We start from the raw sequence: 15,759 nt of genomic DNA, 5'->3' as shown, positions 1-15,759 counted from the left end.
TCACTCCCCCGATTTTGAAATACAATAACCGACGCCTCGAATAGTCTTAATAAACTCAGGAGGCATTTTCTTACGCAAATTACTCACGTGTACTTCTATTGTGTTGCTTGCCACTTCCTCTCCCCACTCATAAAGTTTATTTTCCAGCTGATCTTTACTCAGTATGCGCCCTGCGTTTTCAATAAGCGCTTTTAGTAGCATGAGTTCACGTCGAGGTAAGTGAACGTTTTGATTGTCGATAGTAAGCGTATGATGGGCAGTATCAAGGCTGACATTCTTAACACTAACAATGGTGTGAGATGCTGTGCTCAGACGACGCTCAAGTACTCTAATCCTAGCTAACAGTTCTTCTATTTCAAACGGTTTAGGTAAGTAGTCGTCGGCGCCTGCATCTAAGCCAGAGATTTTGTCTAGTGTTTTATCCCGTGCAGTTAATATCAACACAGGAAGCGTTGCGTTTTTCTTTCGAATAGATTTTAGTACGTCGAGGCCATCAGTGTCGGGTAAACCCAAGTCAAGAATGACAATGTCACTTTGGCCCGCTCTAAGTGTTGCAAGAGCATCTGCGCCTGAATAAACACAGTCTACCGTGAAGTTGGCATTCTTTAGTGAAAGGGCGAGGGCGTCAGACAACGGCCTATCGTCCTCTACAAGCAGTACACGCATAAAAAACTCATTGATAAAAAAACAAATCAAAACACTAAACGAGAGACCTTAAGAAAACCTTAAGTGCTTGGTGTTTTACTCTGACATCTCTTTTTCGAGCGCGCGTATTGCTAAATCTTTGTATTTGTCCCACCGCGCGTAATCTAGTTTGTAAGGTATTGTTGGGTTGCCGAGCTCGTGAATTTTTCTACTTTCAGCATCGGCAAGCATTTCTGCTTTTCTGTGCCCTTCGAAGCTATCGAAGATACGTTCGAGTTCTCCATCATCTAGAATCCTGACAAGACCTAATCTCAATCTATTCGCGAGGGCAAGGTTATCCGGGCTAACAAAAAAGTACTCATAGTTGGGGTATTTTAATAGGTGGAACTGCTCTAAAGAGACATGCTTATCTTTGTGGCGTTCTAAATCGCGGTGTACTTCTATGATATTTCTGGGGAAAGCGTCAACTAGCCCCTTATCTACCATAGAGTACATAGAATGGAACCAAAGGCTCCAATCTTCACCACTTACGTTATAGCCATTTGCTTTAAGTACACTTAAATCTGGCCAGTCTGCGCCTTGAACCATGGTTGATTGCTTTAATGCTTCGCCGGTTTGTTGGGCAAAACTGGACTGCTCAGAAGGGTTAATCACCAATACGCGATAACCTGAATAACCTTTCAGCAGTGGTAACTTAATGGGCAGAAGACGCTGCTCTCGGTTACTGTTGGTGACACTCCACATTACATCCGCATCGCCTTTTAGCAAAGTAACAAGCTGACGACTCTGACTCATAGGATGGGGGTGAGGGGTTAAAGCAACATCACCGTATTCTGGTGTTGCTGCGATAACTGCACTGAGTACAGCTACGTGATAACTTCCATAATCATCATCGGCAAACGCACGTGTATATACTAACTCCTCAGCATTAACACTGGCCATAAGTAGCGTGTGTAGCATCATCATTGAAGCTACGAAGCGAGACATTTTCATTTTGTTTTTATAACGGTTCCAAATACAACGTTTTGACGTTACCTCAAATCGGTTTCTATGTCATCGGCAGATGATGGAATTTTATCCATATTTTTTGTTCTTAGGGGTTCGCATTTCCTTCAATTCCTGTATAATTCGCGCCCTGCCCAGTTACGCCCACCTTTGGGAAGGTGGAAGAATCAGCCGGCTCGAAGGGGTCATTGTGTTGATTTTAAGGTGATTTCTGGTGTTCAGAAATCAGTAACGACGATATTATTCGGGTGAATTTGAAAATGAAAACTTTTGTTGCTAAGCCAGAAACGGTACAACGTGACTGGTATGTGGTAGACGCCACAGACAAAACTCTAGGCCGTTTGGCTTCTGAAATCGCACTACGCCTTCGTGGTAAGCACAAGCCAGAGTACACACCTCACGTGGACACTGGTGATTACATCGTAGTAATCAATGCTGAGAAAGTTGCGGTAACAGGCCGTAAAGCGCAAGACAAAATGTACTATGCGCACTCTGGTTACCCAGGTGGTCTTAAAGAGACAAACTTTGAAAAACTAATTGCTCACAAGCCAGAAATGGTTATTGAAAAAGCAGTTAAAGGCATGTTGCCAAAAGGCCCTCTAGGTCGCGCAATGTTCCGTAAAATGAAAGTTTACGCAGGTGCAGAGCACAAGCACACCGCACAGCAACCACAAGTTTTGGACATTTAAGGAGCTATTAACATGGCAGATACTCAATACTACGGCACAGGCCGCCGCAAAAGTTCTACTGCTCGTGTGTTCCTACGTCCAGGCACAGGTAGCATTAAAGTAAACCAACGCGCTCTTGACGAGTACTTTGGTCGTGAAACAGAGTGCATGGTTGTTCGTCAGCCACTTGAACTTGTTGAAATGACTGAAAAGTTCGACGTATACATCACTGTTAAAGGTGGTGGTTCTAACGGTCAAGCGGGTGCAATCCGTCACGGTCTTACTCGTGCTCTTATGGAGTATGATGAAACACTACGTCCAGCACTTCGTAAAGCTGGCTTCGTTACTCGTGACGCACGTCGCGTTGAACGTAAGAAAGTTGGTCTACACAAAGCGCGTAAGCGTCCACAATTCTCAAAGCGTTAATTTTTACGTTTTTTGTATTTGCAAAAACCCGGCCTATGCCGGGTTTTTTATTGCTTTTTTTCGATTACAAGTTGCCTGCGTCCCACATTCAGTAAAGCCTTCAAGCCTCTACAATTCATAACAAAGGTTTAATTTGCTGGTGTTATCTAACCAAATATTCTTCAAAACCTTGATTTTAGGCCTTTCCCTCACTAAACCTAAACACACCTTTTGAATTAAATTATCGCTTAAATATCAGTAAAACCTTGTGTTTATAAGGGCTTTTCTTTTATCATTTGCGGTCGAAAATTTTGAAAACTTTCGTGACCTCGTAAACCAGTAAATTTTTACTGTTACGTCGCTGTCATGACAAGCCATATGATGCATGACGCAAGCGTGATAAAACCAGTATAAGCTTGGGTTACACATCATAATTATCCAAACCTGGAGAAATGTGGATGAGCAATGTATCTGTAGATGCAACAGAGTCTGCACACAATGAAAACCAGCCAGAAAACAACACTCGTCGTCGGTTCTTGACCGTTGCCACGTCGGTAGTTGGTGGTGTAGGTGTCGTTGGTGCTGCTGTGCCTTTTATTGCGTCCTGGAATCCAAGCGCCAAAGCGAAAGCCGCCGGTGCTGACGTTGAAGTAGATATCAGCGGGATTGAGCCTGGACAGTTAGTACGTGTGATGTGGCGAAGCAAGCCTGTGTGGATTGTACGTCGTACGCCTGAAATTCTTGAAGAACTAGGCGCGCACGAAGATAAGCTGAAAGATCCTAACTCTGAAGCTGAGCAGCAGCCTGCCTTTGCTCAAAACCGTTTCCGTTCAATGAAGGAAGAGTACCTTATCCTTGTTGGTATCTGTACTCACCTGGGTTGTTCTCCACAGCATCTTAAAGACGGTGCATTTGAAGAAGTGGTTGAAGGCGTTCCAGATGGATTCTTCTGCCCGTGCCACGGTTCGAAATTCGACATGGCTGGACGTGTATTCCAAAACGTTCCTGCACCGTTGAACCTGGTTGTACCGCCATATCAATTCGTTGATGACAATAACATCATCATCGGTTCAGAAGCGGAGGCCGTGTAATATGAATGCTTTCCTAGGTTGGATTGAAGAACGCATCCCAATGATGCGCGTTGCGAATATGCACGCTCTTCAATATCCTGCTCCAAAGAACATGAACTTCTGGTATGTGTTCGGTTTTCTAGCAACTATTGTTTTGGTAAACCAGATTGTTACTGGTATTTGGTTGACCATGAACTTCGTTCCATCTTCAGAAGGCGCATTTGCTTCTGTTGAATACATCATGCGTGAGATCGACTACGGTTGGATCATTCGTTACATGCACAGTACTGGCGCATCAGCGTTCTTTATTGTGGTATATCTACACATGTTCCGTGGCATGATTTACGGCTCTTACCAGAAGCCTCGTGAGCTTCTATGGGTGTTTGGTATGTTTATTTACCTAGCGCTTATGGCAGAAGCTTTCATGGGTTACGTTCTACCTTGGGGACAAATGTCTTACTGGGGTGCGCAGGTAATCGTATCACTATTTGGTGCTATTCCTGTTGTTGGTCCTGACCTTGTTATCTGGCTACAAGGTGACTACGTTATCTCTGGCGCAACACTAAACCGCTTCTTCGCATTACACGTTATTGCGTTGCCGTTGGTTATCGTTATTCTTGTGTTCCTTCACATTATTGCACTTCACGAAGTGGGTTCTAACAACCCTGATGGTATCGCTATCAAGCACAAGAAAGGTTCACTACCTGAGTCTGAAAAGACGAAGTATGAAATTCATGAATACTACACAAGCAAGTACGACATTGCTGATGACGTATTGCCGTTCTTCCCACACATCGTACTTAAAGACCTTGTGGCGTTCTGTGTATTCTTAGCATTGTTCACTTACGTGCTGTTCTTTGCCCCTGAAATGGGCGGTAAATTCCTAGAGCACCCTAACTTTGAAATTGCTAACCCACTTAAAACACCTGAGCATATCTTCCCTGTTTGGTACTTCACACCGTTCTACGCTGTACTAAAAGCGGTTCCTGATAAGCTATTCGGTGTATTAGCAATGTTCGGTGCAATTGCTGCGCTATTTGCTCTGCCTTGGTTAGACCGTGGTCGTGTTAAGTCATGGCGCTATCGTTGTGGCCTACACAAAGTAAACCTTATCGTGTTTGCAATTGTGTTTATCTTCCTAGGTTACCTAGGTGGTACACCGCAAGAAAACTGGAAAATCATTGCGTCGCAAGTTGCAACGGTAATGTACTTCGGTTTCTTCGTAGCACTGTTCTTGTACAGCAAAAACGAAAACACTAAACCTGTGCCAGAGAGGATTTCTAAATGAAAAAAATGATGTGCTTTTTAGCCTTCTTCCTACCTGGCGTAGCGCTTGCGGCAGGCGGGAACGTACACCTAGATAAAGCGCCTATCGATTTAACCGATAAGGCGTCTTTACAGCGCGGTGCACAATTGTTCATGAACTACTGCTTAGGCTGTCACTCAATGAAGTATCAGCGCTATCAGCGTTCATTCCAAGACTTGGGTATTCCTGACGAACTAGGTCAAGAATACCTGCAGTTCACGGGTGAAAAAGTGTCTGACTACATTACCCGTGCAATGCCAGAAGAAGCCGCTGCTGGCTGGTTCGGTGCTGCTCCACCAGACCTAACGCTAGTGGCTCGTGTTCGTGGTGAAGACTGGATTTACACTTACCTGCGCTCTTTCTATGTTGACGAAAGCCGCCCATTTGGTGTGAACAACACAGTATTCCCAGAAGTAGGTATGCCACACGTACTTCAACCTCTTCAAGGTACGCCAACACGTACTTATGAAGAGCAAATGGTTGATGGAGAGATGGTTAAGCGTTATGTAGGCATTAAGTCAGATGGTACTGGCGCAATGTCTCCTGACGAGTACGACCAAGCCGTTGCCGATATCGTGAACTTCCTAGAGTACACAGGTGAGCCTTCTAAACTTGAATCTCACAAAATCGGTAAGTGGGTACTTATCTTTATCGCAGTATTGTTTGTATTTGTTTACTTACTGAAGAAAGAATACTGGCGAGAAGTGCACTAATCGCACAGATTTATGTATAATATGAAAAGGGGGCTTCTCGCCCCCTTTTTTGGTATTTACTCGTGCTATCTGAAAATCCTAGTAAATAGGGTCTTCAGGTAGCACGAGTTAACGTAATAAGCTTACCGTTTGTAAGCGTAAACTTGTTTCTCGACGGAGGAAATTGAATGGCCGTAGCCGCGAATAAACGTTCTATTATGACGTTGTTCTCTGACACAATTGATATTTATAGCCACCAGGTGCGTATTGTGTTGGCAGAAAAAGGTGTGGGTGTTGAAATCAGCTACACAGATCCTAGCAACTTGTCTGAAGATCTGTTGGAGCTTAACCCTTACGGTACTGTTCCAACTCTAGTTGATCGCGAGCTTGTACTTTACAAGTCGCACATCATCATGGAATACCTTGATGAGCGTTTCCCTCATCCACCACTTATGCCGGTTTACCCAGTATCACGTGGTCAGAGCCGCCTTATGATGCACCGCATCGAGCAAGACTGGTACTCGCTTGCTGCCCGTATTTTCCGTGGCGAAGGTGATGTAGAAGCAGCACGTAATGAGCTGCGTGAAGCTTTGCTATCTCTTGCGCCTGTATTTGGTGAAATGCCTTACTTTATGAGCGAAGAGTTCAGCTTGGTTGATTGCTACCTTGCTCCGCTATTATGGCGTTTACCTGCACTAGGTATTGAACTAAACGGTGCTGGCAGCAAAGAAATTAACGCTTACATGAACCGTATTTTCTCTCGTAGCTCATTTAAAGCGTCTTTGACTGACCAAGAGCGTGAGATCCACAACCCGCTATGACATCTATGACGTCAAACCAGCCCTATTTGCTTAGGGCTTTTTATGAGTGGATTGTTGATAACGACTTAACGCCGTACATTGTGGTAGATGCAACCAACGAGTTGGTTGAAGTGCCGCAGGAATTCGTGAAAGACGGTCAGATCGTTTTAAACGTATCGCCTAGTGCGTGTGTTAACTTTTCTCTTGATTTAGATGGCTTATCGTTTCAAGCGCGCTTCTCTGGGCAACCTAGAAGATTAAGTATGCCTTGTGAAGCGGTAATGGCTATTTACGCAAGAGAAAATGGTGCAGGTACAGTATTCGCCACTGAAGAAGATGTGGCTCGTGCGCAGCAAGAGCGTCCAGAAACATCTGAAGATGTTTCTCAACCAAGCGGCCCGACGTCGCTGGAAGATGCTGATGCAAGCGACGTGAAAGACGCACCTGTTCCACCTAAAAAGGGTAAACCTACCCTTAAAGTTATTAAGTAACTTATTAAATAGCTTATCAAATAACGTATTAGCCTGGTTTTGTGAAGTTTATCTACTCAGCAAAGCCAGCGCTTATCTTTCTTATTCCCGTTAAGTTTTATCTCCCGTTCCCCTTCGCACAAAAGTAAAAACACCCCATTACCTGCGTAATAGGGCGCTTTCAGGTGGTACTGCGTTTGACCATTTAACGGGTTCGGGTTATCACCACGCGGCTCGTTGGGAAATCAAAGCGATGGGCCTCGGTTAGTACCGATGTAGACAGGCCCTCACGGCTTGGATCGTCAGCGTTTGCACTAGTGACTACACCTTGGTGAAGTCTTACTGCATCGGCAAGATCATCCCTCACCACATCATAGCCCGCAGCTTCTCCGCCGCCACCCGCTGCACTAGCGGCAGGGCCTGGCATAGTAGCAGCTGTTTCTGTGTTTGCTTCTGTACCCGCATCCCAAGTCACTGTCATGAACGTTTTTATATCACCAACCGCCATGTTGCTTACATTCGCAGCGTTTAAGCCGGTGAATGCGTCGTTGGTGTTGACCAGCATGGTCGTTACCGTAAGGCGAAGGTCGTCAGCATCGAGTTCTGGAACCACAAGAGTTAGTTCTGCGCCCATTGAGCGAGGACCCAATATGCCCCCAGAGTTTTGCGCATCCAAAAAGTCCGTGGAGTCCATGGCTTCAGTAATGACCATAGACGGGTCACCGCCTTCAGCCATTATTTCAATGCCCATGCTGGCTGGCTCGCCCTCATTAAAGGAATGGAAGCCTGACTCATGCAATATGACGGCGGCAGGTGCAAAGGGCTGAGAGTAAGTTAAGTTGGTAATTTGTACGGTATAAACCGCTGAATTACCGTTGATACCGTCTTGTCCGTCAGAACCGTCCTGGCCATCCGTACCATCTTGTCCGTCAGTACCTGCTTCTCCCTGCGGACCCGCTGGTCCTTGAGGGCCTGTATCACCATCGTCGCCGCAGGCAGCAAGAAGCGCTGAAAGCATCAATAATGTACTGAGTTTAATTACTGGATTATTCATCGTATTGGCTCCTTAAGATGCAGGAACAGTAATAACTACACGTGCTACTGGGTTCAACCAACGGTGTACGGTAGAGTCCAGATCACTGGCACCAGCGGCGCTATCAGTATCACCAAGCGCATTGCGGTGGATGTGTACTGGGCCATCTTCACCATCTTCTATTTCGCCATTAACGATTTGTGCACCCACACCCGTGCCACCTGTACCCAAATCAACAATACGAGTTGGAGCGCCGCCACCGGCAACACCCGGTACGCCATATCCACCCAGCGCGTTTCCGGTTCCAGCTTCAACAACATCTGTACGGGCACTATTTAGTTCATCGTTAAGCTCAGTACCGGCATCGTATGCATTAAGGTAATAAGTGTAGGTACCCGGCTCGGTTGGAATTTCAATACTGTCCATACCAACAAAAGCGTCGTTAGTAGGTATTAGCATGGAAAGTAGCGAAAGATATGGCTTGTCCATAGTATCGAAGGGATAGCTTAACGTAGCTTTCGGCGCGAGAAGTCCGCCAAAACGGTGCCACGTATTTGAACCATTGTCGGTATCAACAGGGCCGAGTAACGCTTCAAAGTTTGCGCCGCTTGAATCAGCATTTTGTTCGTCGTCAATAACACCAGCTTCAGCTAACCACGCTAGAGCTGATGACGCAGGTTGCCCAACTTCAAAGGCATCGACGGTGTCATCGTGAGCTATGACTAAACGCGGCGTAAAACTCTGCGCCTGAGTCAGGTTGGTAATTTCAATGTCTAAAGTGACAGCTTGGCTTACTGATACTGCTGCTAGCGACAAAAGCGTTGCGCTAGCAAGTTTAGTGAATTTCATTTTATTGTCCTTATTTATGGCTTAAATCGCATAAAAATTTAGGGCAGTAAAATGTCCAATTCATCACAGAACTTTCACAAAACGCACACAGATTCGTCTCAATAAATAACAGTGCTGTTATAAATTCTGAATTTATATTTTTTAAAAAAATTGTAATCACTGTGAAAGAAAACCACGAACACACTGGTCTTGTTTTTTATTGGCGAATTAGGAGCGAGATATGATCCTTATCATCTACAGTGGAAATAAGTTTCAACAGAACATATCGCAATGCTTAAGTAAGCATAGCTTTCTTTACGACGCAGTCTCTAATTTTCAATCCGCAGAGTCGTTGCTTAAGGCGCAGCATTATTCGCTCGTTATTGTTGAGTCGCATGGAAATATTATCTGTCTTAATCGTATAAAAGGCCTTGTTGATACGAACCCCGAAAGTTGGGTGATGGCAGTGGAAAGTGACGCGATGACAGGCGATGTGGCCGACGAAGAGGTAGATGAAGCAAACTACTATGAAGTAGGCGTAGATGATTATCTATCAGGGCCATTTGATGCACGTATGTTTATTGCCCGTATTCGCTCCCATATGCGCAGAAGTATGCCTAGCCAAGAACATTTAAGACCATCTCAAGGTAGTGAAGAGCGCATCGAAATAGGACCCCTTAAAATCGACCAGCGATTTCATAGCGTAACCTTAAATGGCCAAGTGCTAACGTTAACGGCTAGGGAGTTTGCGCTACTGGATTATTTTTGTCGTCATCCAAACCAAGTTTTTTCTCGCAATCAATTGCTCAGTGAGGTGTGGGGCTATAACCACGAAGGCTACGAGCACACGGTGAATACCCATATAAATCGTTTACGCACTAAGCTTGATAAAATCAACAGTATTGAAAATGGTGGACAGCTAGTAGAAACCGTCTGGGGTGTGGGTTACAAGTTGAACGTCAATGGATATATAGCGAAAGCGCTTATTGCATGAGTATTTTTTAGCTCACCATGCCCTATCAGGCATGAGAGTTCAAAATTAACTTAAATTAGAAACAGCGTCGCAGTACCTAAGAAAGCAAAAATACCCACTACATCGGTTATCGTAGTTAAGATAACACTGCCAGCTAGGGCAGGGTCTATCTTAAGACGCTTCATGATCATAGGTAAGGTTGCACCCGCTAAAGCAGCCGCAATCATGTTTACCATCATGGCAAAGGCAATAATTACGCCCAGCATGTAATCTTGTTTCCATAACGCTATGACAGAGGCAATAAGCACCGCCCAAATGGCACCGTTTAAAAAGCCGATGGATATTTCTTTACTGATAAGCCATCGTGAGTTACTCGCGTTAACATGGCCTAGTGCCATACCGCGAATAACTAGCGTTAGCGTCTGATTACCCGCTACACCGCCCATACTGGGGACAATGGTATTTAATATAGCTAACACAGCCAGTTGGCTGAGCGTTGCTTCAAATAGATCACTCACCATCGCAGCCATTAGCGCCGTCACTAAGTTTACCGCCAGCCACACCGAGCGTCGTTTGGTACTTTGCATAACGGGTGCAAAGGTATCTTCGTCATCATCAAGACCCGCCATACTCATCATCGAGTGCTCGGCGTCCTCACGAATAATATCAACCACGTCATCAATGGTAATTCGGCCCACTAAGCGATGGTTTTCATCTACAACAGGTGCTGAAAGCCAATTGTATCGCTCGAACAGGCTTGCCACTTCATCGTCTGGCATATTCACAGGAATCGCTTCAGATTCCTCGTCCATAACGTCAGACACTTTATCGTCGGTATCTGCGGTGAGTAAACGGGTAACCGGAACGATACCAACAAGGTTGTCAGTTCGGTTTACCACGTAAAACGTATCCGTATTCTCAGGTAGCTCGCCTTTTAAGCGGATATAGCGCAGAACCACGTCAATGGTCACATCTGGACGTAATGTGATGGTGTCGGTGTTCATGATGAAACCAGCGGTTTCCTCACCGTAAGACAGCGCTTGCTCTGCGCGCACGCGATCTTGTGCATCCATCGAATCTAGAATATCGGCCAATACTGGCTCGGGAAGGCTGCTTAGCGTCTCTGCTAAGTCATCGGTATCCATCTCTTCAAGTGCGTCAACCACATTAGCGGGAAGCATTTTTGTAATGATACCGTTTCGAACATCGTCAGACAGTTCTTCTAAAATGTCGCCGTGAAAGTCACCATCAATGAGCTCCCATAATTCGTCACGGGTTCTGCTTGGGCTAGATTCAAGAATGTGGGCGACGTCTGAAGGCGGTAATTCAAGCAGAAGCTTACGTACAGATACGAATTGACCGTTGGTCAACGCAGCGTTGAGTGCGCGTAACTGAGTTTGTACGTATTTAGAAACAAGCGCTTCTGCCATAAGGCGTTATTCCTACAAGCTAAAAGATGAACAATGCAGGCCATAGAGCCTAAGTGGGCGTAGAATATCGCAATTATGATGAGTCTGTCATGATAATTGCGTAGGTTTTGCGCAGGATTTTAAGATAACTGCGCTAAGTGTTGATTAATTGGTCAATGGATTGGGTAAGTAAGACTATTCGTCTTCGTTAAATCTGCCCTCAATAAGCTCTTCAATAGCTGCAAGTGCATCAACAGCATCACTGCCGTCCACAATCACATCTACCTGTTCACCTTGATGGCTTTCAAGCATCATTAATCCCAATACACTGCTTGCGTCTGCTTCTTTATCGCCTTTTTTTAAGATAATTTTAGCGTCGAATTGATTAGCCAGTTTAACCAGTTGGGTCGCCGCTCTCGCATGCAACCCTAACTTATTGACGATAGTTAGCGTTTTTTGAATAGTCATTACTGATTCAGCTCTCTATGGCGAATTTGAACATCAGGGTGTATTTCACTGAAGGTTTTCGACAGGGTCTGTGCGATATAAACCGAACGGTGTTGCCCGCCAGTACAGCCAATGGCTACGGTTACGTAACTTCTGTTATTGCGCTCTAAATGAGGCAGCCATGTCGTTATTAAATTCTGAATTTGCCAAATGAACTTGGTCACTACAGGCTGCGACCCCAAAAATACTTCTACTGGTGCGTCTAATCCGGTCAGATGTTTAAGGTCGGGCTCCCAGTGGGGGTTAGGTAAAAAGCGGGCATCAAAAACGTAATCCGCATCTTTAGGAATGCCGTGCTTAAAGCCAAACGACTCAAACACAAGCACAAGGCGTGAGCTTTTCTTACCCAAGATACGCTCTCGAATTAACTCTGCCAGTTGGTGAATGGTAAGCTTATCAGTGTCCAAATATAAATCTGCGCGTTCTGCAATAGGAGCAAGTAGGGCAGACTCCGCTTTAATGGCTTCTGAAAGCGATTTATTAAGCTTGGCGAGAGGGTGAAGACGACGTGTTTCGCTAAAACGCTTAACCAGTACATCATCGCTCGCGTCAATGTAAACAATGGTCATCGACCACGAAGAAGGCAGGTAGTCTAGAATTTCCACCAAATCGTCAGGATTTTTAGGTAAGTTTCTCACATCGATACTTACCGCAACCTGATCGTACTCGTCAACAACTGTATGGGTTAAGGTGGGAAGTAAGTTTACCGGGATATTATCAACACAGTAATAACCTAAATCTTCCAATGCGCGAAGTGCGACAGACTTACCAGACCCCGAACGACCACTGATTATTATCAGCTTCACCTACTTTCTCCCTAATACTCTGGTTTTATCACATACGCGTTGTTGAATTAGGCGCCCACTAAACGGTTAATAGGCGCTTAATGTTTAACTTAATGCAGATAGAATATCGTCGCTTGTCGTTGCGCGACGTATTGCTTTAATCGTTTCTTTGTCGCTTAGTTTACCAGCCACGGTGGCCAGCGTTTGAAGGTGTCCTTCGGTCTGCTCCTCGGGAACGAGTAGCGCAAAAAAGATGTCTACGGGTTTCTCGTCAAGGGCGTCAAAGTCGATTGCTGGCGTGCTGGTTACAACAATGGCAATCACTTTCTCAAGGCCCGGCAGGCGTCCGTGGGGCAGGGCGATACCATTGCCAATGCCTGTACTACCCATACGCTCTCGAGCCATCAAACTGTTGAGTACCGTTGCCTGATCAATGTTCTCGTTTTGCTTGGCAGCGATATCAGCGATGATCTCAAGAATTCGCTTTTTACTATTACACTGAACCGCACACTCGGTGCGGTCCAGACTTACGATGGCTTGTATATCCATGCTTAATTAACTACTAATGTTTTTTCAGTTTTTCCTTATGCTTGATTACCTGCCGGTCGAGTTTATCAACCATGCTGTCAATCGCCGCATACATGTCGGTATTTTCTGAGGATGCGAATACTTCAGCGCCACTTAAATGAACGGTCGCTTCGGCTTTTTGATTTAATTTTTCAACGTTCAGGATGACATGCACATTAGAAATGTGATCAAAGTGACGTTCAAGTTTGCTGAACTTCGTATCGACATAATTACGCAAAGAGTCGGTGATTTCGACATGATGACCAGTAAGGTTGATTTGCATATTTCGTCTTCCTTATATTATTAAGCCCGATTAAATAAGGCTTTTGCGTTGGTTCGACGGCGGGATCGACAACGATTCCCGGTACTTTGCTATTGTTCGCCGGGCAACTTTAATGCCTTGTTCGGCCAACAATGAAGCAATCTTGCTATCACTTAGCGGCTTGCTAGGCTTTTCAGCGGCCACTAATTTCTTGATCAATGCACGAATCGCTGTAGATGAACATTCACCACCAGACTCTGTTGCAACGTGGCTTGAGAAGAAATACTTCAATTCGAAGATTCCACGTGGCGTATGCATGTACTTTTGCGTTGTCACTCGCGAAATAGTGGATTCGTGCATATCTACCATTTCTGCGACATCATTTAGCACCATTGGTTTCATCATTTCCGGGCCGTGCTCAAAAAAGCCCATTTGCTGCTGCACAATGCAGTTTGCAACCTTCATTAAGGTTTCGTTACGAGATTCAAGGCTCTTTATGAACCACTTAGCCTCTTGCATGTGTGAGCGGATGAATTGTGAATCGCTACTATTCTTGGCACGGCGACTCATTGCAGCGTATTGTTGATTTACGCTTAACTTAGGCAGACTGTCGGGGTTCAGCTCAACCACCCAACGGCCATTTTTCTTGGTTACTGAGACATCAGGAATAACGTACTCAGGCTCTTTAGTAACTAAAGCACTACCTGGGCGAGGATTCAAGGTTTGCAGTAAACGCATTGCCTCGCGTAGCTGATCTTCTTTCAATCGGCTTTTACGCATAAGCGTACGATAGTCTTTGCTGCTCAGTAAGTCAGAGTACTCTTCAATCAGTTGTTTTGCTTCAGCAAGCCACGGTGTGTCTTCTGAAAACTGGCGCAATTGCACCATCAAACATTCTTGTGGAGAGCGTGAGCCAGAACCAATAGGGTCGAACATCTGAATGCGCTTTAGCACACATTCTATTTCGTCCATTTCAATCGGCTCTTCCATATCATCATCGTTAACCGCTTCTAAAATATCATCAAGGGTAACGGTTAAATAACCTGACTCGTCAATAGAGTCGATGATTGCTGTAGCGATTGCGCGATCGGTATCCGAGAAATGGGTAAGGCGCATTTGCCAAAGAAGGTGCTCTTGAATATCTTCAGTAGTCTCACCTTGGAAGATTTGCTCGTCGTCATTGGATGGACCCGGAGCAGGCGAAGATGAAGCAGAGTAGTATTCATCCCACGTACTGTCGATTGGCAGCTCATCGGGAAGATCGTTTTTCTCAAGTGCATCGCCGGCTTCTAATGTGTCACTAGATGCAGAAGCAGTGGCCTCAGAGCCGCTGTCATCGTTGTCGATATTGTTCTTTTCTAGTTGCGGCTCGTCGTTACCTTCTTCAACTTCTAATAGCGGATTAGAATCGAGCGCTTCTTGGATCTCTTGTTGAAGATCAAGTGTAGAAAGCTGCAGCAGTTTAATGGCCTGCTGAAGCTGAGGTGTCATGGTAAGTTGTTGGCTAAATTTTAGCTGTAAAGATGGTTTCATCTACGTCTTATTTAAATGCTCTAAATTGAATATACCAGAGCGAAACTGAAAAATGACAATTCGGTTACATTAACTATAGCCTGAATTGTTCGCCTAGGTATACATCCCTTACTTTTTGATTACTTAAAACCTGTTCCGCCGTTCCTTGCGCAATAAGCTCGCCATGACTCACAATGTACGCCTTTTCACAAACATCCAATGTCTCTCGTACGTTATGGTCTGTGATAAGGATTCCAATACCCCTATCGCGAAGATGTTGTATTATCTTCTTTATATCATTAACTGATATTGGATCAACACCAGCAAATGGTTCGTCTAACAAAATAAATTGCGGTTTTGCTGCCAGAGCGCGGGCAATCTCAACGCGACGGCGTTCGCCCCCTGACAAACTCATCCCCGTACTATTACGTATATGGTTAATATTAAATTCATCAAGTAGCGCATCAGCTTCTTCTTCTTGCTGTTGTGAATTTAAATCTTTACGGGTTTGCAAAATGGCCATGATATTTTCATGCACTGTGAGCTTTCTGAAAATAGAGGCTTCCTGCGGTAGGTAGCCTATTCCGCGGCGTGCACGCTCGTGCATGGGCTGATGAGTTAGCTCATTGTCGTCGATTTCAATCTTGCCTTTATCCAGATTCACTAAACCAACAATCATGTAGAATGTGGTGGTCTTACCAGCGCCATTTGGGCCAAGAAGACCAACAATTTGACCCGTTGAGACAGACAGACTTACATCTCGAACAACCTGTCTTGACTTGTAAGCCTTAGCAAGATTTTTAGCGCTCAAAGTTGCCATTG

At 45.0% G+C, this 15,759-nt stretch carries 19 protein-coding genes; 8 read left to right on the top strand and 11 right to left on the bottom strand.

Annotation, left to right across the window (positions count from 1 at the left end):
* Both MHN00_RS02290 and MHN00_RS02285 read right to left on the bottom strand, forming a co-directional pair.
* Positions 1–666, bottom strand: a complete 666-nt coding sequence (locus MHN00_RS02290) for a response regulator transcription factor (protein ID WP_014975721.1) — start codon at positions 664–666, stop codon at positions 1–3.
* A 75-nt stretch (positions 667–741) separates the two neighbouring features.
* Complete coding sequence (locus tag MHN00_RS02285) at positions 742–1,632, bottom strand: hypothetical protein (protein ID WP_231513039.1); 891 nt, start codon at positions 1,630–1,632, stop codon at positions 742–744.
* 278 nt (positions 1,633–1,910) lie between these two features.
* On the opposite strand from MHN00_RS02285, the gene rplM reads away from it, so the two are divergent.
* From rplM to MHN00_RS02250, 7 genes are all read left to right on the top strand, one after another.
* Positions 1,911–2,339: a 50S ribosomal protein L13 gene (gene rplM / locus MHN00_RS02280; protein ID WP_014948329.1), complete on the top strand. Its 429-nt coding sequence runs from the start codon at positions 1,911–1,913 to the stop codon at positions 2,337–2,339.
* 12 nt (positions 2,340–2,351) lie between these two features.
* Positions 2,352–2,744, top strand: a complete 393-nt coding sequence (rpsI, locus tag MHN00_RS02275) for a 30S ribosomal protein S9 (RefSeq protein ID WP_014975723.1) — start codon at positions 2,352–2,354, stop codon at positions 2,742–2,744.
* Between the two features lie 437 nt (positions 2,745–3,181).
* A complete protein-coding gene (gene petA / locus MHN00_RS02270; RefSeq protein ID WP_014948331.1) occupies positions 3,182–3,814 on the top strand; it encodes a ubiquinol-cytochrome c reductase iron-sulfur subunit in 633 nt (210 codons plus the stop codon).
* A 1-nt stretch (position 3,815) separates the two neighbouring features.
* Positions 3,816–5,081, top strand: coding sequence for a cytochrome bc complex cytochrome b subunit (locus MHN00_RS02265; RefSeq protein ID WP_014948332.1), 1,266 nt, complete (start codon positions 3,816–3,818; stop codon positions 5,079–5,081).
* The gene (locus tag MHN00_RS02260) at positions 5,078–5,812 is read left to right on the top strand and encodes a cytochrome c1 (RefSeq protein WP_014948333.1); all 735 of its coding nucleotides are present in this window, start codon (positions 5,078–5,080) and stop codon (positions 5,810–5,812) included. Before MHN00_RS02265 ends, MHN00_RS02260 begins: the two co-directional genes overlap by 4 nt.
* Before the next feature lie 167 nt (positions 5,813–5,979).
* Positions 5,980–6,612 carry a stringent starvation protein SspA gene (gene sspA / locus MHN00_RS02255; RefSeq protein ID WP_012517332.1) on the top strand — a complete coding sequence of 211 codons (633 nt, stop codon included), beginning with the start codon at positions 5,980–5,982 and terminating at the stop codon, positions 6,610–6,612.
* On the top strand, positions 6,609–7,082 hold the full coding sequence (locus MHN00_RS02250; RefSeq protein ID WP_014948334.1) for a ClpXP protease specificity-enhancing factor: 474 nt from the start codon (positions 6,609–6,611) through the stop codon (positions 7,080–7,082). The genes sspA and MHN00_RS02250 overlap by 4 nt, the downstream gene beginning before the upstream one ends.
* Positions 7,083–7,266: 184 nt before the next feature.
* Here the strand turns inward: MHN00_RS02250 and MHN00_RS02245 are convergent, their stop codons facing one another.
* Positions 7,267–8,115 (bottom strand): spondin domain-containing protein, encoded by an 849-nt coding sequence (locus MHN00_RS02245; protein ID WP_131136030.1) that lies wholly within the window; start codon positions 8,113–8,115, stop codon positions 7,267–7,269.
* A gap of 12 nt (positions 8,116–8,127) precedes the next feature.
* Complete coding sequence (locus MHN00_RS02240) at positions 8,128–8,943, bottom strand: spondin domain-containing protein (protein ID WP_039224560.1); 816 nt, start codon at positions 8,941–8,943, stop codon at positions 8,128–8,130.
* 220 nt (positions 8,944–9,163) lie between these two features.
* Between MHN00_RS02240 and MHN00_RS02235 the strand changes: the two genes are divergently transcribed.
* A complete protein-coding gene (locus MHN00_RS02235) occupies positions 9,164–9,916 on the top strand; it encodes a response regulator transcription factor (protein WP_131136029.1) in 753 nt (250 codons plus the stop codon).
* Between the two features lie 50 nt (positions 9,917–9,966).
* Here the strand turns inward: MHN00_RS02235 and mgtE are convergent, their stop codons facing one another.
* From mgtE to lptB, 7 genes are all read right to left on the bottom strand, one after another.
* Positions 9,967–11,325, bottom strand: coding sequence for a magnesium transporter (mgtE, locus tag MHN00_RS02230; protein WP_014948338.1), 1,359 nt, complete (start codon positions 11,323–11,325; stop codon positions 9,967–9,969).
* A 174-nt stretch (positions 11,326–11,499) separates the two neighbouring features.
* The gene (locus MHN00_RS02225) at positions 11,500–11,772 is read right to left on the bottom strand and encodes an HPr family phosphocarrier protein (protein ID WP_014948339.1); all 273 of its coding nucleotides are present in this window, start codon (positions 11,770–11,772) and stop codon (positions 11,500–11,502) included.
* Positions 11,772–12,617, bottom strand: a complete 846-nt coding sequence (gene rapZ / locus MHN00_RS02220; RefSeq protein ID WP_014948340.1) for an RNase adapter RapZ — start codon at positions 12,615–12,617, stop codon at positions 11,772–11,774. Before rapZ ends, MHN00_RS02225 begins: the two co-directional genes overlap by 1 nt.
* An 84-nt stretch (positions 12,618–12,701) precedes the next feature.
* Positions 12,702–13,145, bottom strand: a complete 444-nt coding sequence (gene ptsN / locus MHN00_RS02215; RefSeq protein WP_014975727.1) for a PTS IIA-like nitrogen regulatory protein PtsN — start codon at positions 13,143–13,145, stop codon at positions 12,702–12,704.
* 13 nt (positions 13,146–13,158) lie between these two features.
* On the bottom strand, positions 13,159–13,446 hold the full coding sequence (gene hpf / locus MHN00_RS02210; RefSeq protein ID WP_012517338.1) for a ribosome hibernation promoting factor: 288 nt from the start codon (positions 13,444–13,446) through the stop codon (positions 13,159–13,161).
* Positions 13,447–13,476: 30 nt separating this feature from the next.
* A complete protein-coding gene (locus MHN00_RS02205) occupies positions 13,477–14,958 on the bottom strand; it encodes an RNA polymerase factor sigma-54 (RefSeq protein WP_014948342.1) in 1,482 nt (493 codons plus the stop codon).
* Between the two features lie 73 nt (positions 14,959–15,031).
* A complete protein-coding gene (gene lptB, locus MHN00_RS02200; RefSeq protein ID WP_014948343.1) occupies positions 15,032–15,757 on the bottom strand; it encodes an LPS export ABC transporter ATP-binding protein in 726 nt (241 codons plus the stop codon).
* Positions 15,758–15,759 lie beyond the last annotated feature (2 nt).

It is taken from the genome of Alteromonas sp. Cnat2-8 (assembly GCF_022348355.1).
Lineage (GTDB): Bacteria > Pseudomonadota > Gammaproteobacteria > Enterobacterales > Alteromonadaceae > Alteromonas > Alteromonas macleodii.
Note: the sequence above shows the minus strand (reverse complement) of the source record. Positions and strands in the feature narration are given on the sequence as shown.